Below are 26,311 nucleotides of genomic sequence, written 5' to 3' on the forward strand. Positions count from 1 at the left end.
GGCAACTCAGTTGTGCTCCGTGACCCACTCTGCGGTGAAGTTCAACGTTGCGGAAAGGCCTTCAACCAACTGACGGCCGATCATCTTCTCGACCTTGCCTCCGATCAGAGGGACTCTGAACTCCACAGTCGCGGCGCCCTCCAGGCGCGTGCCCTGCGGCGTCGGTATGAGTAGTCCTGTTCCCGTCCCGGAACCCGGCGCTCCGTGCGTGACTACACTGATCTCGCCCTGCACCTGCCCCTCGCGAATCGGGCGCCACCTCTCCTTGTGAATCGTGTGCCAGCTGTGCGGAAACAAATGGGCTATCGGGCCGGGCAGACCGTCGTGGCGCAGGTCGGTTCTGATCACCACGCACACTGAGCCACCGCTGTCGACGTCCAACGACTCGAGCCTGCCGATGCCGCCGAAGGCCGCCAGCCGCGCCAGCCAGTACTCCTCCTCAGAGAACGCCGAAAGAATTTGTTCGACGCTGGCCGAGGAGTCCATCGCAAAGTCGAATGATCGTGGCACAACGGCCAAGCTATCGCGACCGTTGTAGGTCGCGTCACTCGGTGTCCTCCTCGGCGCACAACAGTGAATGCGTGACGGCAACGCCGTCGAAGCGGAATTCGTGCGCGGGACGCCGAACAGGCTCGACGGTGCAATCCGCGTGCACGATGACTCCGCCGCCGGACGGAACCCCGAGCCCGGTCGCCGCTCCCTCCAGCGAATGAATCGCGCGCGACAGCCGCGACCATTCGGCTCGCTCGTCGTGCGTGTCGATGACCAGGGGAACGAAGTTGAACACGTCGAGCAGCGCCGGTGGATCCGATGCCTCGAGGATGCCATAGCGTCCGAGTTGAACGGCGCCAGCTGAAACGCCCACCAGGACCGCCCCCTGAGCACGCCGGTCCACGATTACCTCGTTCATGCCGGTTCTCTTGAACGTGTCCCAGCCGAGCCGCACATCGCCGCCTGCGAGCACGAGCAACTGGGCACGCTCCAAGAAAGCGCGATCGTCGGGGCCGAACGACGACTTGATCATGCGACGGTCGGTGATGCCGATCGCGTCCACCGCCGCCTCGAAGATGTCGTAGAACTCCGGACGATCCCCGTTGGAGGCGCCGATGTAGGCCGCGCTGATCGCTGTGTCGCCGGCCAATCCATCGAGGGCCGCTTCGAGAAGCAATCGGTTGTGCCGCTTCCAGAACAGCAGCTGACTGTCTGCCAGCAGATAGAGCGGTTGAAGTTGTGTCACTGTCTCGGTCTCCGAGAAAGCTGACGCGTCGATAGTGGTTGTCAAATGTGCTCGCCCATTCGGCCCGGAATCGACCATGGTGCCACTCCTATCGGCGAGATTCATTGTGTTGCAACGTCATCACCCAGAATGCTGAGACGCGCCAGATCTCCGACGAGACCTGTCATGCTGCTGTGCGACATCACTCGTATCGAGAGTCGTTGTGCTTCGGGCAGTGGGCCGCGGTGGCTGAACTTCGAATGGTGTGGCCGCATGCCTCATGATCGCCTCCTCGAGGAGAAGGCAGACGATACTCCGGCCTTGCCCTGGGCGGATCGGTATGGCGGAGCGGTTGATTCAAGCTCACGGGTGTCCGTGACTTGTCAACGAACCGGGCGGAGTATCACCACCCCGGGCACGTTGCGCAGATAGTCCTGTAACGGGGTGTCGACGACCTTCTCGTCGGCGTCCAGTGATGACGCGTTCCGCACGACGGGGCCGTTCGGGGCATCGATGAAAATGCCCACGTGCGTGACGTCGAGGCCGCCGTCTTCGGCATACGAACCGATGTAATCGCCGGTATTCAGTTGGCTCAGCACGCCCCCGTCGACCTGTGCGCTCGGAATGTAGGACACGGTTCGCGGAACGACCGGCAACCCGGGCAGGTACACCCCGCCGGAATCCTTCTGGTTCAGGTTCTTCTGCACCTGAACAGCGTTGGGACTCAAGCTCGTCGTGATGTCGGTGGCGATCGGCGGCGTCCCCGCGGCCCAGTCGGTGAAGAAGTGTTTGCGGTTCGGGAAGCTCACGACGCCGTCCCGGTAGCGGACCTCGGTCAGTGCGGCGATGAACTCCTCGCGGTTTCCCGCCCGCTTCAGCGCCTCGACGTAATCGGCATAGGTGAAACAGTCGACGCGCGACAGTTCAACGACGAGCTTTTCGGGCTCGCTCGCGGAACCGACGAGAGTGTCTGCGCCATAGGGCGTGTCGAGGAACTGCCGTGAAATCGTGTCGGTCATCTCGGGCGCGGCGGCGCCGGCCGCACCGTTCCTGACGGTCAGCAACCTTTCGAGTATCTGCGCGCTCTGCTCGGAGATCTGGACGTCGGGTGACGACTTCGCCGACGACGCAAGGTAAGTCGCGACGGGTATGGGGGAGGTCTCGTTATAGCCGACCGGCAGGAGCACGTCTCCGGCTGTCGACAGGTAGTACACCTCCCACCGGTGATAGCCGGCGAACGCAGCGGGATCGGCGGCCAGAACCGCGGCGTAGTCGCTGACCGCCCGGACGTAGTTGTTCGAGTTGTTGTACCGGTACAGGGCGTAGTCGCGGTCGGTGGCGAACCCGTTGGCCGCGAGGTAACGGCCGGCCGCCATGATGCTGTCGCGCGGCGAGAGGATGTCGCCGCCGGCGCCGTAGGCAGCGAATGTCGAGGGCATGAACTGCATCGGGCCCTGCGCGCCCGCGGTGCTCACGCCCGCGACCCGCCCGAAAGCGGTTTCGATGAGGTTGATGGCCGCCAGAAAGTTCCAGCCGACACCGAACTCGGATTCGGCCTGACGGTAGTAGCCCATCAGTTCGTCGGCGGGTGTGGGCGGGACGATCCGCCAGGCGGGCAGCGTGTCCTTCGGTCGGCTCATCACCCCGAGTTCTCGACGGGCGTTGACGTTGTGGTCGTAGATCTGCAGGAGCTCCGGCGGGATTCGCGGGCGGACGATCGGATCCCACTCGGGATGCCGTCCCAGCGCCCGGTACGCCGCTTGCTGCCGATGCGCCGCCGCGGTCATCAGCGCCTCGGACGATGACGGGTCGCGCAGCACGCGTTCGTCGGCGACCAGATCGTCGGCGATGCGCGCCGGATCGGATGCCAGCTCGCGGCGCGGGGCGTCGGCTGCCGGTGTCGGCAACGGGCGAGCCGGCGCTGCCGTCGTCGTGGACGAGGCCTCCGGCCTGTCAGGGGTCGAGCACCCGACCGGCGCGAACAAGATCACCGCGATGCCCGCGGCGGCAACGGTCCTGGCGGCGTCGAGACGGGCGTTCATTGCCGTCGGAGTCTAGCGCCGCCAACCGCCTCAGCGGATCACGCTTGCTTGGGCTGCGGGCACAAATACAGGCGCGCACCGGCCACGATGAAGTTCGACAGCGCCTCGTCCTTGGTCGTGATGTCCAACTTCTCGGCCACGGCGGTCGAGTCGGCACCGCGGGCGAACTGCGCGCACGCATCCCGGGCGAGGGTGGTCAGTGTGGCGCAGTCGCCCGTGTATCCCACCGAGGTGATGCTGCGGCAGAGATCGTCTTCGGGTGATGCGGCGGCCTGCGGTGCGGCGAACAGTAGGCCCACCGCTGCGATCGAAAGCGCTGTGAGCGCACGCGTAGTCATGTCACGTCCTTCCTAGCGCCCAATTACCCGTTTTAGCTCGGGGCACGCAGGATCGGATGCAGATCGAGACTACGGCGTTACCGAGGCCGGGATTGCCGCATCGCGGCGGTGGTGGTGACAGACTGCGAGCATGGCGTGGGACTTCAGCACCGAACCGGAATTCCAAGAGAAGCTCGACTGGGTCAAGCAGTTCTGCGAAGAGAAGGTCGAACCGCTCGACCACGTGTTTCCGTACGCGGTGCGGTCACCCGATCCGGCGGTCAAGGCCTACGTGCGTGAGCTCCAGCAGGAGGTCAAGGACCAGGGCCTGTGGGCGATCTTCCTCGACAAGGATCTCGGCGGGCCGGGCTTCGGCCAGCTCAAGCTCGGCCTGCTCAACGAGATCATCGGCCGCTACGCCGGTGCCCCGCACATGTTCGGCGCATCGGCGCCGGACACCGGAAACATGGAGATGCTGGCCGCGTACGGAACCGACGAACAGAAGGAACGGTGGCTCAAGCCGCTGCTCAACCAGGACATGTTCTCGGCGTACTCGATGACCGAGCCGCAGGGTGGCAGCGACCCCAACCTGTTCAAGACCCACGCCGTGCGAGACGGCGACGATTGGGTGATCAACGGCGAGAAGTGGTTCACCTCGGCCGGCCGCGTCGCCGACATCCTGTTCGTGATGTGCACCAACGGTATGTTCGTTGTCCCGCGCAAGACGCCCGGCGTGGAGATCATGCCCGAGCCGCGCAACCACAACCACATCATCTACCGCGACGTGCGGGTGCCGCTCGACCATCTCCTCGGCCCGGAGAACGGTGCAAAGGTGTTGGCGCAGCGCCGACTCGGCGGCGGGCGCATCCACCATGCCATGCGCACGATCGCGCAGTGCAAGCTTGCGTTCGACATGATGTGCGAGCGGGCGCTGAGCCGCGAATCGCACGGCAAGGTCATCGCCGAACATCAGATGGTGCAGGAGAAGATCGCCGAGTCCTACGCGATGATCAAGATGCTGCGCCTGTTCGTCTTGGAGACGGCGTGGAAGATCGACAACACCTCGACGCAGGAGGCCCGCACCGAGATTGCGGCCGTCAAGTTCACGATGGCGAAGGTGCTGCGCGAGGTGTCGTTCAACGCGCTGCACATTCTCGGCTCGCTCGGCACCACAGATCTCACCCCGATCCAGGCGATGTACGCCGGCGCCCCGACGATGGGCATCGCCGACGGCGTCGACGAGGTGCACAAGGCCACCGTTGCGCGGCGCGTGCTGCGCGATTATCAGCCGCATGACGGCGACTTCCCGACGGAATTCCTGCCCTACAAGCGGGAACAGGCGCGCCAGAAGATGAAGCCCGTGCTCGACGCCCGTCCGGAATTGGCGGCCGCCGCCGAGGCGTATCAGAAGTACCTGTCGCAGCGCCGCTGAGCTTCGCGCCTACTGTGAACGCATGAGGTTCGCCATTGCCCTACTCGGCGTGATTGTCGCGTTGTTCGGCCTGCTGTTCACACTCCAAGGATTCGGTGTGGTCGGCGGCAGCCCGATGAGCAACACCACCACCTGGTCGATCCTGGGACCGATCATCGCGCTGATCGGGATCGCGTTGGCGATCGGTGGTCTTCGGCGCCGTAAGCCGTAACCTCGCACCCACCTGGCCGGGCCCCACAGGCACCACTAGCCACACCGATAGCACATTTAACTTCTGTTCGCTGTAGACGCACGAGCGCCGGCCGTCGATGTGTAACGCGTGGCCCGTGTCAACGATGAAGTCTCTGAGACCGGAGCGTCGGGGGCGCCTCAGGCGAGCCTCCAGTTGCCCAACAAATTCGTAGCGTCGGGGGAGCGGCGGTGAATGCCGCCCAAGAGAAGGGAGTCGATGCACGATGGGTGCACCGCTGGATGATGTCCGCAGGCGAGGCATCGCCGCCCTGGCGTCGGGGGTCGTGATCTCCATGACCGCGCTGACCGTTGGTGTCGCCCCCGCCGTTGCGAAGCCGGACTCCGACGACGTCGTGACGACGGTCGCGCCGGAACCCGAAGTGAGAGCTCCAAAGCGCGAGGTGACGGCCGAACAGCCGACGACGGCGCCCGAGCCCGTCGTGCCCGACGTGCCGCGCACCCAGGAGGCACCGCAGACGCAAGCGCCACAGACGCAGGAGCCCGTCGTCGTCGAGCCGGAACCCGCACCCGAACCGGAGCCGGCGCCCGAGCCCGAACCGGAACCGGCGCCCGAGCCGGAACCGGCGCCCGAGCCGGAACCTGCACCGCAAACCGTGGCCCCGACGACCACCGCGGCGGTTCCGACTGCCGACGCCACCGAGCCCAGCGCCGAGCCGTCTACGGCCGTCGAGCGGGCCCCGCAGACGTCGGCCGCACCGGCCACCACCGGCGTTGCTCCGGCGACCGCGCCCGAGGTCAGTGAGTCGGCCGCTCCGTCGACGTCCACGTCGGCCGCGCTCGCGCCGGCTACGGACAGCGCGACGCCGACCAGCGGATCGCAGGCCACCGCGACCGAGGACGACGGCGAGGCGTCCGAAACCCCGACGGTGTCCATCGAGCAGGCCGCCAAGGAGATCGAGATACTGGCCCCGGAGACGCTCGAGGCCCCGGCCGAGAACATCCAGCTCGCCAAGAAGGCCGAACCGATCTTCGAGCCGGAGCCCGCCGCCGCACCCGAGCAGGACGTCAACGCGTTCAAGCAGTCGGTCGACCTGACCCTGGGGCTGAACGGCCTGGAAGCCAGCACCAGCGCGAAGGTCGAATTGGAGGCCAAGCGCGACCGCGACTTCGAGCTGATCAGCAATGTGCGCCAGTGGCGGCCCGACTGGATCGAGTACGACGAGTATTACCGGCCGGTGCTGATGAACCCCTTCCGGGCGCCGGTGCGCATCGTCTACGTCTACGACATGCGGCCCCGGATCGTGTACATCCCGCCGCTGACACGGCTCGTGATCGAAGCCGCGCGGTTCGCGGCCTACAGCTTCACGGCCGCAGTGCTCAGCCCCGTCAACGTGGCGGCCAACCTCGCGCAGGCGGCGACCAACATCGCGGTCGGCAGCTTCTTCGGCGGTGGCTACTTCCCGGGTGCCGGCCTGCCGTTGCCGCCACCTCCGCCGCCGGTGCTGCGCTACGACAACGTGCCGGTCCTGGTCAACTACTCCAATGCTCGCTACGAGCCGTTCCGGGTCCGCCAGATCGTCGATGTCGGTGTGGACCCCGTCTACGGTGGCCGCAAGGTGCTGCTCGACGGGGCGACGCCGGCCTGGGGCGAGTGGACCCAGACGGCAAGCGGGGAACGCCAATTCGAGGTGCACCGGACTCAGCAGTTCCCCGGTTTGAGCGAACCCGCCGAGGGCCGGCTGCCCGGCGACTACCGGCTCCGACTCGCGTCTGATGAGGCGACGACCGGCGGCCTCACCGGCAGGGACATCTTCCTGATGGTGGCGGCCGGCGTGATCGGCACGCTGGGCTTCGGGGCGATCGGTCTGGCGTTCTTCCTCGGACGCCGGCGGCCGGAGCACTGAGTTCGCCTCTTGCGCCGGCGCCCGAAGACGGGTGCACGGGCGTCGACGAGCGGGCATGATGGGGTGATGCCCGAGGTGCGTGTTGGGCCCTTGCTCCGCCACGTCGGCGAAACGGACGCGACCGTCTGGGTGGAGACCGACGGGCCATGCCGCGTCGAGGTTCTCGGCAACGGCGCCAACACCTTTGAGGTCGAGGGCCACCATTTCGCGATCGTCTGCGTGGCGGATCTGGACCCCAACCGCGAACATCCCTACGAGGTCCACCTCGACGGCGCCAAGGCGTGGCCACCGGACGACTACGAGTTCCCGCAGCCGCGTATCAGGCTGATGCCGCGCGACGGTTCCCTGCGGCTGCTGTTCGGATCGTGCCGCTGCTCGGCGCCGCACCGTCCGCCCTACACCTATCAACATTGGTGGCATCCCAAGGGCAAGGGCATCGACGTGTTGCGCACCTACGGTATGCGGATGCTGCGACAGCCGTCGGCGCTGTGGCCCGACGCGCTGCTGATGATGGGCGACCAGCTCTACGCCGATCAGGTCAACGACACGATCAGGGACCTCGTCGCCGACCGCGAGGTACACGCCGACGGGCCGGTCGAGGTGCTCGAGGACTTCGAGGAGTACTGCATCGGCTACTGGGACGCCTGGAGCGACCCCGTGGTGCGGTGGATGCTGTCCACGCTGCCGACGTCGATGATGTTCGACGACCACGAGATCAACGACAAGTGGAACACCTCGCAGGCGTGGCTGGAGGAGAAGCGCAAGACCGACTGGTACGAGACCCGGATCATCGGCGGGTTGATGGCCTACTGGATCTACCAGCATCTGGGCAACATGTCGCCGCAGGAGCTCGCCGACGACGAGACGTTCCAGCAGGTCCTGGCCAGCCGCGACGGCACCGAGCCGATCAGGCTGCTCGCTAAGCGGGCCGAAAGTGACGAGGGCGCTTCACGATTCAGCATGTGCCGCGACCTCGGCTCGTCCCGGCTGATCGTCGCCGACTCGCGAACCGGTAGGCAACTGCAACCGGGGCAGCGCCGCATCATGACCGACGACGAATGGGAGTGGATCACCGCCAGGGTCGACGGCAACTACGACCATCTGCTGTTCGCGAGCTCGCTGCCGATCCTGTTGCCCTACGGCATGCACCACATCGAGGGCTGGTCCGAAGCGGTCACCGACGGCGCTTGGGGTCGATGGCTGACCGGGCTCGGCGAGAAGGTGCGCATCGCGGCGAACCTCGACCACTGGGCGTGCTTCCAGTACAGCTTCCGGCGGTTCGAGGACCTGGTGATCGACGTCGCCACCGGCAAACGAGGAGAGGCTCCGCAGTCGATGGTCATGTTCGGCGGGGACGTCCACCACTGCTGGGTGTCGGAGATCGAGCTACCGCAGGACGCGCCGAATGCCTTGACCAAGATCTGGCAGGTGGTGTGCTCGGGGCTGCGAAAGGAACCGTCGGCGGTGGAGCGAATCGTATTGCGGCTCGGTCATACTCGGACCGCGGAGATCGTCGGCAAGCTGTTGGTCAAGACCACGGACGTGGGCATGCCGCGACTGCGCTGGCGGCCGGTCACGATGCCGCACTTCCGCAACCAGGTCGGCACGCTGGAGATCGCCGGCGGCGAGATGGGGGTGCGGATCGAGAAGATCAGCGGCGGCTGGCGTAAACCGCGTCTCACCACGGTGATCGAGCACAAGCTGCTCTGATCCCTTCAGCCGGCGCCCTTGCCGTTGTCCACGCGGTACACCGCGCCGTGGATCGCGGCGGCGTCGTCGCTGGCCAGAAACGCGATCGCCTTGGCGACGTCGGCGGTGTCGGAGAACCCGCGCGGCGACGCGATGCGCATGATCAGGTTCCAGTCGGCGTTGTCGGGCGCGGTGAACTCGGTGGTCTGCGCGGTCGGCATCCCGCCCGGGCACACCGCGTTCACCCGGATTCTGTCCTTGGTGTACTCGACGGCCAGTGCGCGGGTCAGCCCGACCAGCCCGTGTTTGGCCGCGCAGTACCCCGCCGAGTAGACCTCGCCCTCGACGCCGGCGATGGAGGCGACGTTGACGATGTTGCCGCCGCTCTCCAGCAGGTGAGGCAGAGCGGCACGGCACAGGTAGAACGGCCCGTTGAGGTTCACCGCCAGGTCGCGGTCCCACTCGTCGTCGGTCACCGTCGTGGTGTGCCGCATCTGGTGAAAGCCGGCGACGTTGACCAGCACATCGAGTCGGCCGAACGCGTCGACGCACTGTGCGACGGCGTCGCGGCAGGCCTGCGACGACGCCACGTCCACCGACGCGAAACGACCGCCGGGCACCGCCTCGAACACCGATGCCATCCGCTCGGCGTCGCGTGCGATGCCGAACACCATCGCGTTGCGCTCGGCGAAGAGGTGGGCCACCGCGGCGCCCAGGCCCGCCGACGCACCCGTAACCAGAGCGACCTTGCCGCTGAGTTGAGTCATGGCAAGACCTTCTCATAACGGCATTTGTCGCCTCGAGACAACAAGCTATGCAACGTGCGCGCGGACAACTCGCCGACAACCTGGCCGTCCTATGTTGCCCGAGACGTCCTACGCGCCAGATTGCACCCAGGGTTGTACGGCGCCGACCGCACACATCACGACCATGAGTGCAATCTCGACCGTAGGGCCCGGATCGATGTACATCGGTGCCGACGAGCTAGCTGCACGAGGCTCGCGGGCGCTCCGGGGGTACTGCCGCCAACAACGTGCGGGTGTAGTCGTCCTGCGGAGACGCGAACAGCTCCGCGGCCGGACGGTACTCGACCGTGGCGCCGTCGCGCATCACCAGCACGTCGTGGCTGACCTGCTGCACGATCGCGAGGTCGTGCGCGATGAACAGGTACGTCAGGTCGAGGTCGCGCTGCAGCCCGGCCAGCAGGTCGAGTACCCGCGCCTGCACCGAGACATCCAGCGCCGCAGTCGCTTCGTCGAGGATCAGCAGCTCCGGCTCGCCGGCCAGCGCGCGGGCGATGCTCACCCGCTGGCGCTCACCCCCGGACAGTTCGTGGGGGTAGCGCGACGCGAATAACGTTGGCAGACCGACGAGTTCGAGCAACTCGGCCACCCTGGCCGCGCGTGCACGCCTGCCTTTCGCGAGGCGGTGCACAATCAGCGGTTCGCCGATCGCGGCGCCGACGCGGGCACGCGGGTTCACCGACGAGAACGGATCCTGGAACACGAGGCCGATCCGCCGGCGCAGCGCCTTCTCGGCAGAGCCGCGGACGCTGAACACCTCGGCCTCGTCGAGCGTTGCCGTGCCGGCATTTGGGCGGAGCAAGCCGGTGAGCGCCGCGGCCACCGTCGACTTACCCGATCCCGACTCGCCGACCAAACCAAGCGTGGTGCCGCGCCGGATCTGAAACGTCAACTCCTTGACGGCGTGCACGGTCGATGTGCCGACCGGCGTGCGGACCGCGAAGCGCACGTCGAGGCCGTTGACGTCCAGCAGCACAGGCGCATCGGCCACGGCCGCCGGGCCGGGCCGCCCGATCAGCGGCCGGGCCGCGAGCAGTTCACGGGTGTACTCGTGCGCAGGACGGTCGAAGACGTCGGCGATCGGCGCCTGCTCGACGGCTTCGCCGCCGCGCAGCACCGTGACGTCGTCGGCGACCTGGCCGATCACGCCCAGGTCGTGGCTGATCCACACCACCGCCGTGCCGAAGTCGCGCTGCAGGTCGGCCACCAACTCGACGATCTGAGCCTGGGTGGTGACGTCGAGTGCGGTCGTCGGTTCGTCGGCGATCAGCAGTACCGGATCGCACGCCATCGCGATCGCGATCATCACGCGCTGCTTCTGCCCGCCCGAGAGCTGATGCGGATAGGCGCGCAGCCGCGACTGCGGATCGGGCAGGCCGACCGCCTCCAACAACTCCACGGCGCGGCCCCGCGCCTGCTGCCGGTTCATCCGGCGGTGCGCCTCGAGCGATTCGGTGATCTGCCGCTCGAGCGTCAACAGCGGGTTCAGCGACGTGCCCGGATCCTGGAACACGAAGCCGATCTGACCGCCATGCACGCTGCGCAGAATCCGGCTCGGTGCGCCGACGAGCTCGGTCCGGCCGGAACCCGTTGTGAGCGTGCTGGTTCCGCAGACAGTGGCACCAGGGGCGTCGAGCAGACCCGTCGCGGCGAGCACGGTCATCGACTTGCCCGATCCCGATTCGCCGACGATGCCGAGCGTCTGCCCGCGGTGCACGTCGAACGAGACTCCGTGCACGATTTCGCGTCGGCCGATGCCGACCCGCAGGTCGCGCACGCTCAACACCGGTTCGCTCACTGCTTTCTCCGGGCTTCGATCATGGTGCGCTGTTTCGGGTCGAGGACGTCGCGCAGGCCGTCGCCGAGCAGGTTGAACGCCAGTACGGCGACGAAGATCGCGGCGCCGGGGAACACCGCCATCCACCACGCCATGGTCACGAAACCCTGGGAGTCGAAGATCATTCGGCCCAGCGACGGCTGCGGCGGCTGGATGCCCAACCCGAGGAACGACAGCGCCGCCTCCGAGAGGATCGCGAACGCCAGCGACAGCGAGGTCTGCACCACCAGTGGTCCGGCGATGTTCGGCAGAATGTGGCGGCCGAGGATGTACAGATGGCCGGTGCCCATGCTGCGCGACACCGCGACAAACGGTTCGACGCGCACGCTCATCGTGCTGGCCCGCGCGACGCGCGCGAAAATCGGCGTGTAGACGATGCCGATCGCCAGGATCGTCGTCGTCACACCAGGCCCGAGGATCGCCACCACCGCCAACGCGAGCAACAGCACCGGGAACGCGAACATCACGTCGACGACGCGCATGAACACCGTGTCCAGCCAACCGCCGCGGTAGCCGGAGACCACGCCGATCGCCACGCCCACCACCACGGCGAACGCCACGCTCACCACGGCGACGCGCATCGACGACTGCGTCGCCACCAGCACCCGGGAGAACACGTCGCGGCCCAGTTCGTCGGTGCCGAACCAGTGCGTGCCGCTGGGTGCCTGGAGCGCATTCGGCACGTCGACGTCGTTGATCCCGTACGGCGCAATCCAATTCGCGGTGACCGCGACGAACGCGATCACAATCAACAGACCGGCACTGACCACGGTGACCGGGTTGCCCAGCAGGAGTCGCAGCGACGACATCCTGCTGCCCTGCTCGGCGGGAGTGGTCATGAGAGCCGGATCCTCGGGTCGACGACGGCGTAGAGCACATCCACGATGAGGTTGATGAGCAGGAACAGCGCCGCGATGAGCAGCACCGTGCCCTGGATGACGGGATAGTCGCGCGCCGCGACCGCGTTGTAGACGAGTCGACCCAGTCCGGGCCACGCGAACACCACTTCGACGACGATCACACCGGAAAGGATGGTGGCGAGTTGGATACCGGTGATGGTCAGTACGGGGATCAACGCGTTGCGCACGGTGTGGCGCAGCGTGACCACCCGCGGCGCAAGTCCCTTCGACCGCGCGGTGCGCACGTAGCCCATCGCCGCGACCTCCAGCACCGCCGAGCGCACGTACCGCGTCATGATCGCTCCCGCGACCAGGCCGATGGTCACCGCGGGCAAGACCAGGTGGCGCAACCACCCGGTCGGATCCTCGACCAGCGGCCGGTAGCCGGAGGTGGGCAGCCAGTGCAGTGTTGACGAGAACAAGGCGATCAGCAGAATGCCCATCCAGAAATCCGGGATCGAGACGCCGAACTGGCTGCCGATCCGCACGATCGCGTCGCTGAGCCTGCCCTCGTGCAGCGCCGACCAGATGCCAGCGGGAATGGCGATCAGCAGCGCGATCACGATGCCCACCGCGGCCAGCGACACCGTCGCGGGCAGGCGTTCGAGCAGGATCTCCGTCACCGGATCGCCGTTGCGGAAGCTGACGCCGAGATCGCCGGTCAACGCGGAACCGAGGTAGCCGAAGAACTGGCCGATGATCGGTCTGTCCAGGCCGCTCGCCGACCGCAGCGCCTCGTAGGCCTGCGGTGTGTAGCGCGTGCCGAGCGCGATGCGCACCGGGTCGCCCGGCACGAGGTGCACCAACGCGAAACTCACGACGAGCACCCCGAGCAGCACCACCGCCGAGTACGCCAGCCGGCGCGCCAAAAACCGGGTGATCGGATGAACGAGCAAGGCGGTCATGTCGTTTCGGCCTGGGTGAGGCTTGCCGTGCGGAACCGGACAGCACCGTCGCGGCGGGCCTCGTATCCGGACAGGTTTGTCACCCAGGCCTGGATCACCGACGGGTTGTAGAGGTAGATGTAGCTCACCTGGTCGGCGATGATCGTGGCGGCTCGGCGGTAGATGTCTTCGCGCGCTTCGCGATTCGTTTCCACCCGACCGGCGTCGAGCAGGTGGTCCACCTCGGCGTTGGAGAACTTCTGGGCGTTGCTGGTGCCGTTGGTGTGGTGCTGGGCGTAGTAGAAGTCGTCCGGGTCGATGTTGCCGAGCCAGCCCATCATCAGCATGTCGAAGAGGCCGGAGTTCTGTTCGTCGAGCCAGGTGGCGAAGTCGACCGTGCGGATCTTGACCGTGATACCAAGCGGCGCAAGGTTGTCGGCGATCACCTGGGCCGCGGTGACGGTCTCGGGGTACTCGCTGGTGACCAGCATGTCGAGGTCGATGTCGCCGACGCCCGCCTCGTCGAGCAGCCGGTTGGCGGTGTCGGGGTCGTAGCGGTAGCGCGTGTACTCGGTGTACCAGGGGTTGCCCTCGGGGATCGCGAGTTGGTTCGCAACCGCGGTGCCGTAGCTGGTCGCCGCGACGATCGCGTCGCGGTCGATGCCGTAGGCGACGGCTCGGCGCGCCCGCACGTCGTCCCACGGCTTGTGGGCCTGGTTGAGCGCGAGATACCAGTAGTCGTTGCTCGGGGTCACCGCCAGGTGCAGCGAGTCGTCGTCGCGCAGCTGCATCACCCGTTGCGTCGGGATGGAGTCGGTCCAGTCGATCTCACCGGCCTGCAACGCCGAAAGCGCGGTCGACGGTTCGGAGATGAAGCGAAACGTCACACCCGGCACCTTCGGTGGGCCACCCCAATACGACGGGTTGGCCTTGAGCGTGATGGAGTCGCCGCTCTTCTGGGACTGGAACGCGAACGGTCCCGTGCCGATCGGGTGGGTGGCGATCTGACCGCTTTCGACGTTGCGGCGCTGCACGATCGCCATGCCCTTGAAGCCGCCGATGTTGGTCAACAGGTTCGGCGTGGGGTGTTTGACGCGGATCACGACGGTCAGCGGATCGACGGCCCGCACGTCGGTGACGGCGCTGAACTTGTCGACGTTGGCCAGCTGTTCATCCATGATGCGCCGGTACGAGAACACGACGTCGTCGGCGCTCAACGGGCTGCCGTCGTGGAATGTCACCCCGGGCCGGAGGTGAAACGTCCACGACAGCTGGTCGGGGCTGACGTCCCACGACTCGGCCAGCGCGGGCCGCATCTCGAGGTTGGCGTCCGGTTCGACGAGCGTGTCGAAGACGTTCTCGAGCACCTCGAAGGAGAAGTAGGCACTGGTCTTGTGCGGGTCCAGTTGGTCGGGCTCGCCGGCGATGGCGGCGATGAGGTGGTTCGACGAGTCGCCGAGGTCGACACGTTGCCCGGTGGAACACCCGGACAGGACGATGACGATGGCCGAGACCACTGCTAAGACCACTGCTGGGGCCACCGCCACCAGTCGTTTCATTGCCACCATCCCGAGCCTCGTGCCGCGTCTTTACCCGTCGGCGCTGGTCGGCGAAACCCGGGACAGGGGAAAGCCGTGACGAGCCGATGTGCACACTGAAATACTCAGTACACCGCTGACGCCGGGAAAGGGACCACGTTGAGGAACACGATCACACGGACTCTGGGCGTGGCCGCGCTCGTTCTCGGCGTGCTGTTCGGCGCGCAGGGTATTGCGCACGGTCAGGGGGACGTCAAGTCGCCGGACACTCCCGAGGGCGTCTACAACGTCCGCATCGCCGGGCAGGCCGAAACCACCTGGGAGATCTACCCGATCTGCGTCCCGACCGTCGGCGACCTGCGCGAGCCCCTGATCCTTCCCGTCGGGTGTCGGCTGAAGGTCTTCCCGGCAGGCCGCGGCGGCGCCGAAGCCGTCCAGGTCGGCGGCCAGTGGACATTCGAGGCGAACCCCAATGACTCGTTCCGTAAATGCGCGGACGGCAGTAAGGCGCCCCAGACGATGATCTACTCGTTCAACGGGAGCACGCTCGCCGGCACCCTCAAGGTCATCCACGGCGCGGTATGCGGCGAGCAGCCCGCGATGGTCGAGATGCCGCTGACCCTGTCGTTCAAGGAGCCGCTGGCCATCCCCGTCACGCCGTATCCGCTGATCTGTGAGCCCGGCGGCCTTCGACGCTGCTTCTAGGTGCCCGACAACCCGTCGATCGGCCGGGCAGCCGGCCATGGCCTGCGGCCCACTCGACGGGCCCGACTGCCGCTTCTCAACGGCAAGGCCGTCGACCTCACCGGTCCGGGACTCACCGACCGATGGGGCGTCACCTGCACCGATCTCGGCGCCTCGGTGACGGCGCCGGACGGCAAGTTGGTGTCGGTGTTCGGCGACACGTTCTCGGGTCGCAAGGTGGGGGAGGGTGATTGGCGCTCACCGGTCGTGCTGATCGGCACCGGCGACGCCGACCATGAAATCGTCTTCGAGTGCGCAGGCGGCAGCGACCCCGACTACGCGAGGCAGCTGTGGCACTACGCGCACGACGATGCGGCCTCCGGATGGCGCCGCAGCGGCATCAGCACCGTGATCCCGTCGGACTTACTGACCGTCGGTGATTCGATGTACCTGCACGTCATCGTCAACCGCGGCTTCGGCACAGTCGTCTGGACCGAGATCTGGCGCTCGCCCGACAGCGGTGTCACCTGGACGCACTTGGGCGAGAAGGCCAAGTTCCCCGCCGACCTGCACGGCGGGCACGCACAGTGCTGGGCATGGGATTTCGATCCGGACGACGGCTGGGTTTACGTGGCGGCCACCGGCTTTCAGCGCGACAAGGGGATCGTCTTGATGCGGGTGCGTCCCGAACACATCGGGGACCGGACCCGCTATCTCGGTTGGGGTTTCAGAGGCGGCCGGTGGGCGTGGGGGACTTCCGCGACACCTGTCACACCGGCCGGTGAGAGATGGGGAGAGCTGGCGTTTCGCCGTATCGGGCCGGACAAGTGGGTGCTGGGCGGCTTTCTCGCGTCGAAGTATGCACTCGGCTATCGGGTGGTGGCCTCGCCCGTGGCGAACATGCACACCACGCCGATCCAGATGCCGGTCGTCGGAACGGCGTGGGACGCCGAGGACCACTTCGGCAGCCGCGTCGCCCAGCTCTACGGGGGCTACCTGCTGCCGGGGTCGCGCTTCGACATCGACGGCGGCGTCGGGCTGGTGGTGTCACAGTGGAACACCGCGACCGGCTGGCCCTATCGCGCAATGCAATTCAAGGCTTCGTTGCGCGACACATCCCGTCGAGCGCGAGCAGACGCAAATGTCCCCGAAAACCTTTGATTTTGAGGCCATTTGCGTCTGTTCGCGGCTGAAACGCCACGCGCGCACCTAGGGTGTAGGCCGTGGCCGAGTGGAAGGGGACCGTCGAGCTGTGGTGAAGGAAGCTGGCGCCAAGCGCGTAGTGGTCTGGGGCACCGGATTCGTGGGCAAGATGGTGATCCCCGAAATCGTCGAGCACCCGTTGTTCGAGTTGGCCGGTGTCGGGGTGAGCGACCCGGAGAAAGTGGGCCGCGACGTCGGCGAGATCTGCGGCCTGAGCACCCCGCTCGGGATCACGGCGACCGATGACCTCGACGCGTTGATCGCGTTGAAACCCGATGCGCTGGTGCATTACGGCCCGACGGCCAACCACGCCGAGGACAACATCGCGCTGATCACCCGTTTCCTGCGGGCCGGGATCGACGTCTGCTCGACCGCGATGACGCCGTGGATCTGGCCGACCATGCACCTGAACCCGCCGAATTGGATCGAGCCCGTCACCGCGGCGTGCGAGCTCGGCGAGTCGTCGTGCTTCACCACCGGCATCGACCCCGGGTTCGCCAACGACCTGTTCCCGATGACGCTGATGGGCCTGTGCTCGCAGGTGCGGAAGGTGCGCGCCTCGGAGTTGCTCGACTACACCAACTACTCCGGCGACTACGACCGCGAGATGGGCATCGGCAAACCGCCCGAGTACCGCCCGCTGCTGGAGAACCCCGACATCCTCGTGTTCGCCTGGGGCGCAACGGTTCCGATGATCGCGCACGCTGCGGGCATCATGCTCGACGAGATCACCACGACATGGGACAAATGGGTGACGCCGACCGAACGCAAGACCGTCAAGGGAACCATCGCGCCCGGCAATGTCGCCGCCGTGCGGTTCACGATCAACGGCGTGTACCGGGGCGAGACCCGGATCCAGCTCGAGCATGTGAACCGGATCGGCAGCGACGCGGCGCCCGACTGGCCCTCGGGCAACGAGAACGACGTGTACCGCGTCGACATCGAGGGCACTCCCAGCATCTTCCAGGAGACCGCGTTCCGGTTCACCGACGGCTCCGGGCGCGATGCGGCCGCGGCCGGCTGCCTGGCCACAGGACTACGCGCACTCAACGCGGTACCCGCGGTCAACGAACTCTCGCCGGGCTGGGTGACGGCGCTCGATCTACCGCTGATTCCGGGTGCAGGCACCATCCGGTGAAGTAACGCCAACCCGATCTGCTGAGATGGAACCCAATGGGGTTTTTCATCGAGACGAGGAGTGATGGCTGACGGGGTCGGGCTGTCGGTTGGTGCCACCAACCTGGCGGCCGTCGTGCTGGACCGGTCCGCGCTGACCCGGTCGCCGGTGTTGACGCGTTTCGCGCACCGGCCCCCGGAGGTCGGCGTGCCCGGCCAAAACCCCAACCTCAACGAGCGTGGCCTCATCCTGACCGATTTCGTGGACCGCGTCGGCGATCCGGTCGGCATCGTCGCCGCCGACGGCTCGAGTCACAGCGCCGATGCCGTGCTCGCGGATGCGCTGCGGGCGATGCTGTACGCGGTCGGGGGTGGGCGCCGGCCCGTCGGCCCGGTCGCGGTGACGCATCCGGCGCACTGGCGGCCCGCCTCGGTCGACGCGCTGCGCGGCGCGCTGGCCGCGATGCCCGAGTTCGACCGTCCGCAGCCGGCGCCCGTCGTCTCCGACAGTGTCGCGGCACTGACCGCGCTGCAGAACGAGCCTGGCCTGCCCGCGCGCGGCGTCATCGCGCTTTGTGACTTCGGGGGCACCGGTACCAGCATCACCCTGGTCGACGCCGGCAACGGTTATTCGCCGGTCGCCGAAACCGTGCGTCACCCCGACCTGTCCGGTGACCTGGTGGACCAGGCGCTGCTGACCCACGTCCTCGACGACCTGGCCAGGGCCGGCACCATCGACCTGTCCGGCACCTCGGCGATCGGATCGCTGTCGCGGTTGCGCGCACAGTGCCGCGGCGCCAAGGAGCGGCTGTCCACTGCGGCGTTCACCTCGCTGGTGGCCGACCTGCCCGGGCACCGAAGCGACGTGCGGCTGACCCGCACCGAACTCGACGAGCTGCTGCGCGCGCCGGTCACCGCCTTCGCCGACGTGCTTCAGGACACGTTGGAGCGCAACGGTGTTCGAGAGCTTGCGGCGGTGGCATCGGTAGGCGGCAGCGCGCGGATCCCGGTCATCACGACGACGCTGTCGGAGCGATTCCGGGTGCCGGTCATCACGACGGCCCAGCCCGAGTTGACCGCGGCGGTGGGCGGCGGGCTGGCGGCCGCCCGGGGCACCGTCGAAGAGGGGATGACCGCGATGGCCGCGGCGCCCGGGGCCGCCGCTGCGGCCGGTGCGGCAACCGCCATGGCGCCCGAGGTTGACGCGGCGGCCGACGAGATGTCGCCGCAGTCGAGCGCCTTCGGCGCGTTGGCGTGGTCGGACGCCGACGAGGTGCCCGAGGTGGCGGCCACCGACCCGTACGACTACGCGCCGGAGCCCGCGGGCGCCGCCGCCGGGGTGCGACCACAGCTGCAGTTCGGCGACGAGTCCTGGGATGACCTGCCACCTCGACGAACGCCGTGGTACCGAAACCCGGCCGTTCCGCTCGCTGCGGGCGTCGTCGTGGTGCTGGCTGCCCTGGCGGCAGCGGTGTTCTGGGTGATGGACGGCGACCAGACCGCTCCCACGCCGGCGTCGACCACCGCGCCTCCGGTCACGGCCACCCCGCGACCCGCGACACCGCCGCCCACCTCCGCCGAACCGGCACCCGCGACGCAGGCGCCGCCGCAGACCGTCTACCAGCCGCCTCCGCCGCAGACGCGGACCGTCACCGAGCCGCCGCCGTCACCCGAGTCGCCGCCCACGTCCGCGCCGCCGCCTACGTCCGCGCCGCCACCGACCACGCAGCCGCCACCGCCGACGACGCAGCCGCCACCGACGACGCAGCCGCCACCGACGACGCAGCCGCCACCGACGACGCAGCCGCCGGCGTGGACCCCAACCGCGCCGTACCCGACCATCCCGGGGCTGCCCTGGGTGCCGGCTCCGCAACTGCCCGGGCAGCCCGCGCCGTAACCCCACCGGCGAACGGGCTACCCGTCGAGCCGCGGTCAGTGGGCCCTGGGTCGTTTCGTCAACACCAGGTGCGCCATCGGAATCTGGGTTTCCTCGGGCGCCGCGGCGAGCCGGGTCGCAACGCCAGCCTCGAGACGGTCGAAGATCTCCGCCACCCGTGGCTCGGTGCCGACGCCGTCGAGCGCACCCACCATCGTCGGGAACACCGCGGCCCGGCAAAAGGACGCCCACTGCGCGGCGAAAGCGTCTGCGTTGCCGTCGACTTGGTACTGCTGCCAGAAGCGGTCCCCGGCGTCGAAGACCTCGAGGTGCTCGATCTCGAGCTGTTCGAAGCGGCCCTTCGGCGCGAACGGCGCCAGGAAATCCTGCTCACTGCGGCCGACGATCGGGATGCCCATCCGGTACACCTCGTCGGTGGTCAATAGCCGCTCGGCGGCGAGCTCGTCGATCGTGTCGACCAGTGCGCCCAGCACCGGGCGGTACCCGATCTCGCCGTCGTCGTCGACCGCCGTCGTCATCACCACCAGACGACCGCCGCGACGCAACTCGCGGCCGCGAAACGCGATGAACTCCTGCCAGTCCTGGGCGGCCTGTCTGGCATAGGCGGCGCGCACGCTCTCGTCGCGGCTGTATGCGACGTGGACATGATCGGGGATCGGCGCCGGGACACGGCTGAGCCAGTGCACCGCCCACGAACTCCACCCCAGATTGACGCTGCTGGACGGCATGATCTGCGAGTAGAACGACCGGCCGATCGCCGAGGCGAAGGTCGCCGCGTCCTTGCTCAGATAGGTATCCGGATCGTCGGCGAGCGTCCGGAACAATGCGGTGAAGTCATTTTCCGGCACGTCGGTGTGCACGACGAGCGTGGAGTGGTCGATGCGGGTCCGCTTGCGCAGCACCGCTATTGCCGCGCAGATCGGCAGCAGGGAGTTATGGCCGGTGGAGGCGCCGTAGTCGGCGATGACGAACGGCTGCGGAAGGCGGGGGACCGGCACCGCGGCGGCGGCTTCCTCGAAGAGCTTGATCGCGGCCTGCAGTCCGGCGGCCTGCAGCCGCGAGCCGGCGGTGTAGGACCCGCTCTCCATCGGCTCGGGCCGCACGACGATGCTGGACTCGGGCAACGCGACCTCCCGGACGTGGCGGACAACAGATTCGGTCGCTTACGACGGTAGTCCCCGTTCGGAATTGACGCCGCCGAAGGTGTCGACTGATCCCATCAAGGCCACCGCACGCGGCCCGGCCGTGTCACACTCTGGCCATGAGCGGAAGGGTCGCCCCGCGCATCGCCGTCGTCGTCTCCGTGCTGACCCTGCTGGTGTCCGTCGTCGGGTTCATCGTCACGCTGGTACTCAACGCGTTCGTGCTCGACGAGTTCGACGCATACGGTGAGGTGCCGATCCCGGGAACGGGCAGCATCGAGTTGCCGGCCGGCGAGGTGACCGTCAGCTTCCACACCATGATCACCGGTCAGCCGACGAGCGGCTTCCCCATCCCCGAGATCAGCATCGACATCGAGTCGCCCGATGGCGTCGCCGACCCGGTGGTGACCGAAAACATCGGCGGGACAACAACAGTCAACAGTGACACGCACGTGCGGGTGTGGCTGATCGAGGTGGCCGAAGCGGGCACCTACCGCGTCGCGACGGACGGCGATGTGGCCGGGTACATCAACCCTCGGCTGGCTTTCGGCCACGGCAGTGCCTACAGCTGGCTGCTCTGGGTGTTCGGCGGCCTGATCGCGCTCGGGGTGCTCGAACTCATCGCCGCCATGGTCTGGTCGGCGCGCGCCGGCAAGGCGGCGCGACCGCTTGCGCCGCACGAGATGCTCAGCGCCGACGGACCGCCGACGCTGCGGTCGGTGTCGACACCGACCTCCGGCTACCAGCCGAACGACCAGGGGGTGCGGCTCGAGCAGTTGAAGCAGCTGGCCGCACTTAGGGATTCGGGTGCGCTCACCGAGGCGGAGTTCCAGGCCGAGAAGCGCCGCATCCTCGATGACTAGCTACGGGACCAGTGGCCCGAGCCGATAGGCAGCTCAGCTGCCGCGGGCCACCCACTCGTCGTAGTGCACGATCTCGTCGCCGATTGTGGTGGAATCGCCGTGGCCGGTGTAGACGACGGTGTCGCCGGGCAGCTTGCCGAGCCGGCCCGAGATCGACTCGAGAATGGTCGGGAAGTCCGAGAAGGACCGCCCCGTCGCACCGGGCCCGCCCTGGAACAAGGTGTCACCGGAGAACACCGCATTCAACTCGGGCGCATGCCAGCACACCGACCCCGGCGAGTGGCCAGGGGTGTGCAACGCGCGCAACTCGGTGCCGGCCACCCGCAGGGTGTCACCGTCGGACACGGTGCGAAAGTCGCTGTCGGGATGCGTCATTCGCCACAACACCTCGTCAGCCGGATGCAACAGCACAGGAGCGTCGAGCGCTTGACCGAGCTCGGGCGCGACGGTCACGTGATCGTTGTGCCCGTGCGTGCAGACGACTGCCACGACGTGCCTGCCGCCGACGGCGTTGACGATCGGGCCCGCGTCGTGCGCCGCGTCGAACACCACCACCTCGGAGTCGTCGCCGACAACCCAGATGTTGTTGTCGACTTCCCAACTACCGCCGTCGAGTTCGAAGGTGCCGTGGGTGACCACCCGCCCGATCGGCCCGCCGTTCACAGGATCACCACCGAACGCAGCACGGAGCCGCCGTGCATCTTGTGGAACGCCTCCTCGACGTCGTCGATGCCGATGCGTTCGGTGACGAACTTGTCCAGCGGCAGCCGCCCCTGCAGGTAGAGGCTGATCAAGGTGGGGAAGTCCCGTTCGGGTAGACAATCGCCGTACCACGACGACTTGAGTGAGCCTCCACGGGAGAAGAAGTCGATCAGCGGCATCTCCAGCGTCATGTCCGGCGTCGGAACACCCACCAGCACAACGGTTCCCGCCAGGTCGCGGGCGTAGAACGCCTGCTTCCAGGTCTCCGGTCGGCCGACCGCGTCGATCACAACGTCGGCGCCGAAACCGTCGGTGAGGTCCTGAATGGTCTGCACCGGGTCCAGTTCACGCGCGTTGACGGTGTGGGTGGCGCCGAATTCGCGGGCCCAGTCGAGCTTCTTGTTGTCGGTGTCGACGGCGATGATGCGCTTGGCGCCGACCAATCGCGCGCCGGCGATGGCCGCATCGCCGACGCCGCCGCAGCCGATGACCGCGACGGTGTCGTCGCGGCCCACCGCGCCGGTGTTGACCGCCGCGCCCAGACCGGCCATCACGCCGCAGCCAAGCAGCCCGGCCACCGCGGGATCGGCCTCGGGGTCGACCTTGGTGCACTGGCCCTCGTGAACCAGAGTCTTGTCGGCGAACGCGCCGATGCCCAGCGCAGGCGTCAACTCCGTACCGTCGGTGAGCGTCATCTTCTGCGCGGCGTTGTGGGTGTCGAAGCACAGATGCGGACGGCCGCGCTTGCAGGCCCGGCACTGGCCGCACACGGCGCGCCAGTTCAGGATCACGAAGTCACCGGGTTCGACGTTGGTCACGCCGGCGCCGACCGATTCGACGGTCCCGGCCGCCTCGTGTCCGAGCAGGAACGGGAACTCGTCGTTGATCCCGCCGTCGCGATACGTCAGGTCGGTATGGCACACCCCGCACGCGGTGACGTCGACCACCACCTCGCCCGGACCGGGGTCGGGAATCACGACGTCCACGACTTCTACTGGCTCGCCCTTCTTGCGTGAGATCACACCGCGCACCGTCTGGCTCATGCGTCCAACCTAATGGGTGGCGTCCGGATTGGAATAGTGTCCATACGTATGTCCAGCTAGCGGCTCGGGAGACACTGGTGCCGTGAGTGACGCCGAAGCGATTGCAGCGAATAGGGCTAACTGGGACGAGCGTGCAGATGTCCACGCGATATCGCAGATGTATGACGTGGACGGGTTCCTGAGCGACCCGTCCGAAATCTCCCGCGTAGTGCGAAAAGACTTCTCCGTGTTGCAACCGCATCTGCCGAACGGTCAGGTCCTTGGCCGTTCGCTGCTGCATTTGCAGTGCCACATCGGCATCGACACCGTCTCGTGGGCAAGAATGGGAGCCGTTGACGTCCACGGTCTCGACCTTTCGCCCAATTCTCTTCGTCACGCCGCCCGCATCGCAGAGCGCGATGGCCGCGAACTGACGTGGGTCGAAGGTGACGCCCGGTTCGCATCGACGCTGATCGAGCGAAGGTTCGAGCTCATCGTCACCAGCGCCGGAACGATCGTGTGGTTGCCCGAGTTGGTCAACTGGGCCCAGTCCATCCGTGAGTTGCTCGAGCCGGGTGGACTGTTCCTGATCCGCGATGACCACCCAATCCTCGGTGCCATGGCGTTCGAGCCATGGGAGATCACCGACGACTACTTGGCTGGCGGAGGCAGTCGCATCTACGAGGACTCTGGCACGTACACGGAGGATTCAGCCGGTCTCATCAGCCACGTCGAGAACCATGAGTGGCGGCATGATCTCGGGGAAATCGTCTCCGCCCTGCTGCAGGCGGGACTGCAGATCGAAGCACTGGTCGAACTGCCATACATGGACTGGCCTGCGTTTGCCGACCTTATCCCATCACCGGAGGGCTGGGCGCTCCCACCATCGGCGCCACGAATTCCGCTCAACTTCGCGATCGTGGCGCGGCGCCGTGTCGACGAATCGGGGCATTGAACCGACGTGGCGCGCCTACCGTTGATCGGGTTATGACCACACTCGACAAGAACTCCGCCGCCGACTCCACCGAAGAATTCGCCGGGCGGATGGTCGACGCGATCGACAGCGCCAGCCTGTCCATCCTGTTGTCCATCGGACACCAGACCTCGTTGTGGGACACGCTGGCCGAGCTACCGCCGGCAAGTAGCGCCCAAATCGCCGACGCCGCCGGGCTGAACGAACGCTACGTACGCGAATGGCTCGGCGGAGTCGTCGCGTCGCGGGTCGTCGACTACGACGCCGCGACGGACACCTACACGCTGCCGCGCCATCGCGCCGCGGTGCTCACCCGCGCCGCCGGCCCGGACAACCTCGCGCGGGTCGCGCAGTTCATTCCGCTGCTGGCCGAGGTCGAACAGAAGATCATCGGCTGCTTCCGAACCGGCGGCGGACTGTCCTACAGCGAGTATCCGCGGTTCCACACGCTGATGGCAGAGGAGAGCGGTGAGGTGTTCGACGCCGCGCTCGTCGACGTCATCCTGCCGATGGCCGACGGGCTTCCGCAGTTATTGCGTGAGGGTGCCGAGGTCGCCGACATCGGCTGTGGCAGTGGGCATGCCATCAACGTCATGGCGCAGGCCTTCCCGGCGAGCCGGTTCACCGGAATCGACTTCTCCGACGAGGGGTTGGGCGTCGGGCGCGCCGAGGCGGCTCGGCTCGGCCTGACCAACGCCACGTTCGTCGCCGCCGACGTGGCCGAACTCGACATGCCCGAAAGCTACGACCTGATAACGGTTTTCGACGCCATTCACGACCAGGCGGCCCCGGCTGCGGTGCTGGCGAACATCTACCGCGCACTACGGCCCGGGGGCTACCTGCTCATGGTCGACATCAAGGCGTCGAGCCGGCTGGAGGACAACGTCGGCGTGCCGTTGTCCACGTACCTCTACACCGTCTCGACGATGCACTGCATGAGCGTGTCGCTGGGCCTCGACGGCGAAGGGCTCGGCACCTGTTGGGGTCACCAACTCGCCACGTCGATGCTCGCCGAGGCGGGGTTCGCCGACGTCCAGATGCGCGAAATCGAGTCGGATCCGATCAACAACTACTACATCGCGCGCAAGTAGGCTCGGCGCGATGAGCGCGCTCGATGCCCTGGCCGATTGGCCTGTTCCGGATGCCGCCGCCGCCGTGGTCGGACCGTCCGGCGTGCTGGCCGAGTGCGGCGATGTCCGCCACCGGTTCGCGTTGGCGTCGGTCACCAAGCTGCTGGCCGCCCGCGCGGTGCAGGTCGGTGTCGAGGAGGGCGCCGTCGACCTCGACACCGAGGCGGGCCCGCCGGGCGCCACCGTCCGTCATCTGCTTGCGCACGCGGCCGGCTACTCCATGCACTCGGCGGAGACGATGGCAGAACCGGGGACGCGCCGCGTCTACTCCAACTACGGCTTCGAGGTGCTCGCCGAGACGCTCGAGAAGGCCACCGGCATCGAGTTCGCGCGGTATCTGACCGAAGCCGTGTTCGAACCGCTCGCGATGACCGACAGCGCACTCGACGGTGGAGCGGCGGCCGCGGGCTACGGCGCGACGTCGACGGTGGCCGATCTGGCAGCGTTCGCCGGCGACCTGCTGCGGCCGGTCACGGTGTCGGCGCAGCTGCACGCCGAGGCGACCTCGGTGCAGTTTCCCGGCCTGGATGGCGTGCTACCGGGCTTCGGGGTACAGCGCCCCAACGACTGGGGGTTGGGCTTCGAGATCCGCGACGGCAAGTCCCCGCACTGGACGGGCACCGGGAACTCGGGCCGCACTTTCGGGCATTTCGGCCAGTCAGGGACGTTTTTGTGGGCCGATCCGCAGGCCGATCTGGCGCTGGTCGTGCTGACCGACCGGGATTTCGGGGACTGGGCATACGAGCCGTGGCGGGAGTTGTCTGACGAAGTCCTGAGAGAATTCGGCGCAGACTAGCGCAACAGGCGTCTCACAGGGCACAATAGA

The 26,311-nt window shown here is 67.4% G+C and carries 24 protein-coding genes and 1 pseudogene; 12 read left to right on the top strand and 13 right to left on the bottom strand.

From position 1 onward, the window contains the following. Window positions 1–6: 6 nt before the first annotated feature. The 5 genes and pseudogenes from AU187_RS18400 to AU187_RS18415 form a co-directional block, all read right to left on the bottom strand. Window positions 7–486, bottom strand: a complete 480-nt coding sequence (locus AU187_RS18400; protein ID WP_231740273.1) for a DUF2505 domain-containing protein — start codon at window positions 484–486, stop codon at window positions 7–9. Between the two features lie 58 nt (window positions 487–544). Further along, a complete protein-coding gene (locus AU187_RS18405) occupies window positions 545–1,237 on the bottom strand; it encodes a Type 1 glutamine amidotransferase-like domain-containing protein (protein ID WP_231740274.1) in 693 nt (230 codons plus the stop codon). A 362-nt stretch (window positions 1,238–1,599) separates the two neighbouring features. Continuing rightward, complete coding sequence (locus AU187_RS26035) at window positions 1,600–2,235, bottom strand: DUF1460 domain-containing protein (protein ID WP_231740278.1); 636 nt, start codon at window positions 2,233–2,235, stop codon at window positions 1,600–1,602. A 105-nt stretch (window positions 2,236–2,340) separates the two neighbouring features. Continuing rightward, window positions 2,341–3,258: pseudogene (locus tag AU187_RS26040) on the bottom strand (lytic transglycosylase domain-containing protein); the annotation flags it as partial. A 38-nt stretch (window positions 3,259–3,296) separates the two neighbouring features. Beyond that, window positions 3,297–3,596, bottom strand: a complete 300-nt coding sequence (locus tag AU187_RS18415) for a DUF732 domain-containing protein (RefSeq protein WP_059098821.1) — start codon at window positions 3,594–3,596, stop codon at window positions 3,297–3,299. Between the two features lie 130 nt (window positions 3,597–3,726). Between AU187_RS18415 and AU187_RS18420 the strand changes: the two genes are divergently transcribed. The 4 genes from AU187_RS18420 to AU187_RS18435 all read left to right on the top strand — a co-directional run bounded on the left by AU187_RS18420 (window position 3,727) and on the right by AU187_RS18435 (window position 8,813). Continuing rightward, complete coding sequence (locus AU187_RS18420) at window positions 3,727–5,007, top strand: acyl-CoA dehydrogenase family protein (protein ID WP_059098822.1); 1,281 nt, start codon at window positions 3,727–3,729, stop codon at window positions 5,005–5,007. Window positions 5,008–5,029: 22 nt separating this feature from the next. Further along, entirely contained in the window at window positions 5,030–5,218 is a 189-nt protein-coding gene (locus tag AU187_RS18425; protein ID WP_059098823.1) for a hypothetical protein, read from the top strand. Between the two features lie 244 nt (window positions 5,219–5,462). After that, window positions 5,463–7,103, top strand: a complete 1,641-nt coding sequence (locus tag AU187_RS25800; protein ID WP_059098824.1) for a hypothetical protein — start codon at window positions 5,463–5,465, stop codon at window positions 7,101–7,103. A gap of 66 nt (window positions 7,104–7,169) precedes the next feature. Further along, window positions 7,170–8,813, top strand: coding sequence for a DUF7800 domain-containing protein (locus AU187_RS18435; RefSeq protein ID WP_059098825.1), 1,644 nt, complete (start codon window positions 7,170–7,172; stop codon window positions 8,811–8,813). Window positions 8,814–8,818: 5 nt separating this feature from the next. Here AU187_RS18435 and AU187_RS18440 read toward each other — a convergent pair whose 3' ends face one another. From AU187_RS18440 to AU187_RS18460, 5 genes are all read right to left on the bottom strand, one after another. Further along, window positions 8,819–9,559, bottom strand: coding sequence for an SDR family NAD(P)-dependent oxidoreductase (locus AU187_RS18440; protein WP_059098826.1), 741 nt, complete (start codon window positions 9,557–9,559; stop codon window positions 8,819–8,821). Window positions 9,560–9,776: 217 nt separating this feature from the next. Further along, on the bottom strand, window positions 9,777–11,393 hold the full coding sequence (locus AU187_RS18445; RefSeq protein WP_059098827.1) for a dipeptide ABC transporter ATP-binding protein: 1,617 nt from the start codon (window positions 11,391–11,393) through the stop codon (window positions 9,777–9,779). Then, window positions 11,390–12,271, bottom strand: coding sequence for an ABC transporter permease (locus AU187_RS18450; RefSeq protein ID WP_059098828.1), 882 nt, complete (start codon window positions 12,269–12,271; stop codon window positions 11,390–11,392). The genes AU187_RS18445 and AU187_RS18450 overlap by 4 nt, the downstream gene beginning before the upstream one ends. Continuing rightward, window positions 12,268–13,236 (bottom strand): ABC transporter permease, encoded by a 969-nt coding sequence (locus AU187_RS18455; RefSeq protein ID WP_059098829.1) that lies wholly within the window; start codon window positions 13,234–13,236, stop codon window positions 12,268–12,270. The genes AU187_RS18450 and AU187_RS18455 overlap by 4 nt, the downstream gene beginning before the upstream one ends. Next, entirely contained in the window at window positions 13,233–14,774 is a 1,542-nt protein-coding gene (locus AU187_RS18460) for an ABC transporter substrate-binding protein (protein ID WP_059098941.1), read from the bottom strand. The genes AU187_RS18455 and AU187_RS18460 overlap by 4 nt, the downstream gene beginning before the upstream one ends. 168 nt (window positions 14,775–14,942) lie before the next feature. Here AU187_RS18460 and AU187_RS18465 point away from each other — a divergent pair, with 168 nt between their 5' ends. From AU187_RS18465 to AU187_RS18480, 4 genes are all read left to right on the top strand, one after another. Next, entirely contained in the window at window positions 14,943–15,458 is a 516-nt protein-coding gene (locus AU187_RS18465; protein ID WP_231740275.1) for a hypothetical protein, read from the top strand. 42 nt (window positions 15,459–15,500) lie between these two features. Beyond that, window positions 15,501–16,598, top strand: a complete 1,098-nt coding sequence (locus AU187_RS18470; RefSeq protein ID WP_231740279.1) for a glycoside hydrolase family 183 protein — start codon at window positions 15,501–15,503, stop codon at window positions 16,596–16,598. Between the two features lie 94 nt (window positions 16,599–16,692). Further along, window positions 16,693–17,778, top strand: a complete 1,086-nt coding sequence (locus AU187_RS18475) for an NAD(P)H-dependent amine dehydrogenase family protein (RefSeq protein WP_059098943.1) — start codon at window positions 16,693–16,695, stop codon at window positions 17,776–17,778. Between the two features lie 63 nt (window positions 17,779–17,841). Beyond that, window positions 17,842–19,653, top strand: coding sequence for an Hsp70 family protein (locus AU187_RS18480; protein WP_059098831.1), 1,812 nt, complete (start codon window positions 17,842–17,844; stop codon window positions 19,651–19,653). Window positions 19,654–19,688: 35 nt separating this feature from the next. Here the strand turns inward: AU187_RS18480 and AU187_RS18485 are convergent, their stop codons facing one another. Then, window positions 19,689–20,777 (bottom strand): class I SAM-dependent methyltransferase, encoded by a 1,089-nt coding sequence (locus tag AU187_RS18485; RefSeq protein ID WP_059167165.1) that lies wholly within the window; start codon window positions 20,775–20,777, stop codon window positions 19,689–19,691. 137 nt (window positions 20,778–20,914) lie between these two features. Between AU187_RS18485 and AU187_RS18490 the strand changes: the two genes are divergently transcribed. After that, complete coding sequence (locus AU187_RS18490) at window positions 20,915–21,658, top strand: SHOCT domain-containing protein (RefSeq protein WP_059098833.1); 744 nt, start codon at window positions 20,915–20,917, stop codon at window positions 21,656–21,658. Between the two features lie 33 nt (window positions 21,659–21,691). On the opposite strand, the gene AU187_RS18495 is transcribed toward AU187_RS18490, so the two are convergent. Both AU187_RS18495 and AU187_RS18500 read right to left on the bottom strand, forming a co-directional pair. After that, the gene (locus AU187_RS18495) at window positions 21,692–22,321 is read right to left on the bottom strand and encodes an MBL fold metallo-hydrolase (RefSeq protein WP_059098834.1); all 630 of its coding nucleotides are present in this window, start codon (window positions 22,319–22,321) and stop codon (window positions 21,692–21,694) included. Next, window positions 22,318–23,403 carry an S-(hydroxymethyl)mycothiol dehydrogenase gene (locus AU187_RS18500; RefSeq protein WP_059098835.1) on the bottom strand — a complete coding sequence of 362 codons (1,086 nt, stop codon included), beginning with the start codon at window positions 23,401–23,403 and terminating at the stop codon, window positions 22,318–22,320. Before AU187_RS18500 ends, AU187_RS18495 begins: the two co-directional genes overlap by 4 nt. A gap of 82 nt (window positions 23,404–23,485) precedes the next feature. On the opposite strand from AU187_RS18500, the gene AU187_RS18505 reads away from it, so the two are divergent. Genes AU187_RS18505 through AU187_RS18515 form a run of 3 tightly spaced genes read left to right on the top strand, consistent with a single transcriptional unit; the run spans window position 23,486 to window position 26,281 of the window. Continuing rightward, the gene (locus AU187_RS18505) at window positions 23,486–24,337 is read left to right on the top strand and encodes a class I SAM-dependent methyltransferase (RefSeq protein ID WP_059098836.1); all 852 of its coding nucleotides are present in this window, start codon (window positions 23,486–23,488) and stop codon (window positions 24,335–24,337) included. A gap of 32 nt (window positions 24,338–24,369) precedes the next feature. Further along, window positions 24,370–25,446, top strand: a complete 1,077-nt coding sequence (locus tag AU187_RS18510) for a class I SAM-dependent methyltransferase (protein ID WP_059098837.1) — start codon at window positions 24,370–24,372, stop codon at window positions 25,444–25,446. Window positions 25,447–25,456: 10 nt separating this feature from the next. Further along, window positions 25,457–26,281, top strand: a complete 825-nt coding sequence (locus AU187_RS18515) for a serine hydrolase domain-containing protein (protein WP_059098838.1) — start codon at window positions 25,457–25,459, stop codon at window positions 26,279–26,281. Window positions 26,282–26,311: the final 30 nt, after the last annotated feature.

This window comes from Mycobacterium sp. IS-1556, assembly GCF_001499985.1.
Lineage (GTDB): Bacteria > Actinomycetota > Actinomycetes > Mycobacteriales > Mycobacteriaceae > Mycobacterium.

Excerpts from the sequence above, each read along its gene's own strand:
- AU187_RS18460 (WP_059098941.1), bottom strand. The coding sequence starts at position 14,774 with ATGAAACGACTGGTGGCGGTGGCCCCAGCAGTGGTCTTAGCAGTGGTC.
- AU187_RS25800 (WP_059098824.1), top strand. The coding sequence starts at position 5,463 with ATGGGTGCACCGCTGGATGATGTCCGCAGGCGAGGCATCGCCGCCCTG.
- AU187_RS26035 (WP_231740278.1), bottom strand. The coding sequence starts at position 2,235 with ATGACCGACACGATTTCACGGCAGTTCCTCGACACGCCCTATGGCGCA.
- AU187_RS18440 (WP_059098826.1), bottom strand. The coding sequence starts at position 9,559 with ATGACTCAACTCAGCGGCAAGGTCGCTCTGGTTACGGGTGCGTCGGCG.
- AU187_RS18420 (WP_059098822.1), top strand. The coding sequence starts at position 3,727 with ATGGCGTGGGACTTCAGCACCGAACCGGAATTCCAAGAGAAGCTCGAC.
- AU187_RS18510 (WP_059098837.1), top strand. The coding sequence starts at position 24,370 with ATGACCACACTCGACAAGAACTCCGCCGCCGACTCCACCGAAGAATTC.
- AU187_RS18415 (WP_059098821.1), bottom strand. The coding sequence starts at position 3,596 with ATGACTACGCGTGCGCTCACAGCGCTTTCGATCGCAGCGGTGGGCCTA.
- AU187_RS18480 (WP_059098831.1), top strand. The coding sequence starts at position 17,842 with ATGGCTGACGGGGTCGGGCTGTCGGTTGGTGCCACCAACCTGGCGGCC.
- AU187_RS18455 (WP_059098829.1), bottom strand. The coding sequence starts at position 13,236 with ATGACCGCCTTGCTCGTTCATCCGATCACCCGGTTTTTGGCGCGCCGG.
- AU187_RS18500 (WP_059098835.1), bottom strand. The coding sequence starts at position 23,403 with ATGAGCCAGACGGTGCGCGGTGTGATCTCACGCAAGAAGGGCGAGCCA.
- AU187_RS18425 (WP_059098823.1), top strand. The coding sequence starts at position 5,030 with ATGAGGTTCGCCATTGCCCTACTCGGCGTGATTGTCGCGTTGTTCGGC.
- AU187_RS18435 (WP_059098825.1), top strand. The coding sequence starts at position 7,170 with ATGCCCGAGGTGCGTGTTGGGCCCTTGCTCCGCCACGTCGGCGAAACG.
- AU187_RS18450 (WP_059098828.1), bottom strand. The coding sequence starts at position 12,271 with ATGACCACTCCCGCCGAGCAGGGCAGCAGGATGTCGTCGCTGCGACTC.
- AU187_RS18515 (WP_059098838.1), top strand. The coding sequence starts at position 25,457 with ATGAGCGCGCTCGATGCCCTGGCCGATTGGCCTGTTCCGGATGCCGCC.
- AU187_RS18400 (WP_231740273.1), bottom strand. The coding sequence starts at position 486 with ATGGACTCCTCGGCCAGCGTCGAACAAATTCTTTCGGCGTTCTCTGAG.
- AU187_RS18490 (WP_059098833.1), top strand. The coding sequence starts at position 20,915 with ATGAGCGGAAGGGTCGCCCCGCGCATCGCCGTCGTCGTCTCCGTGCTG.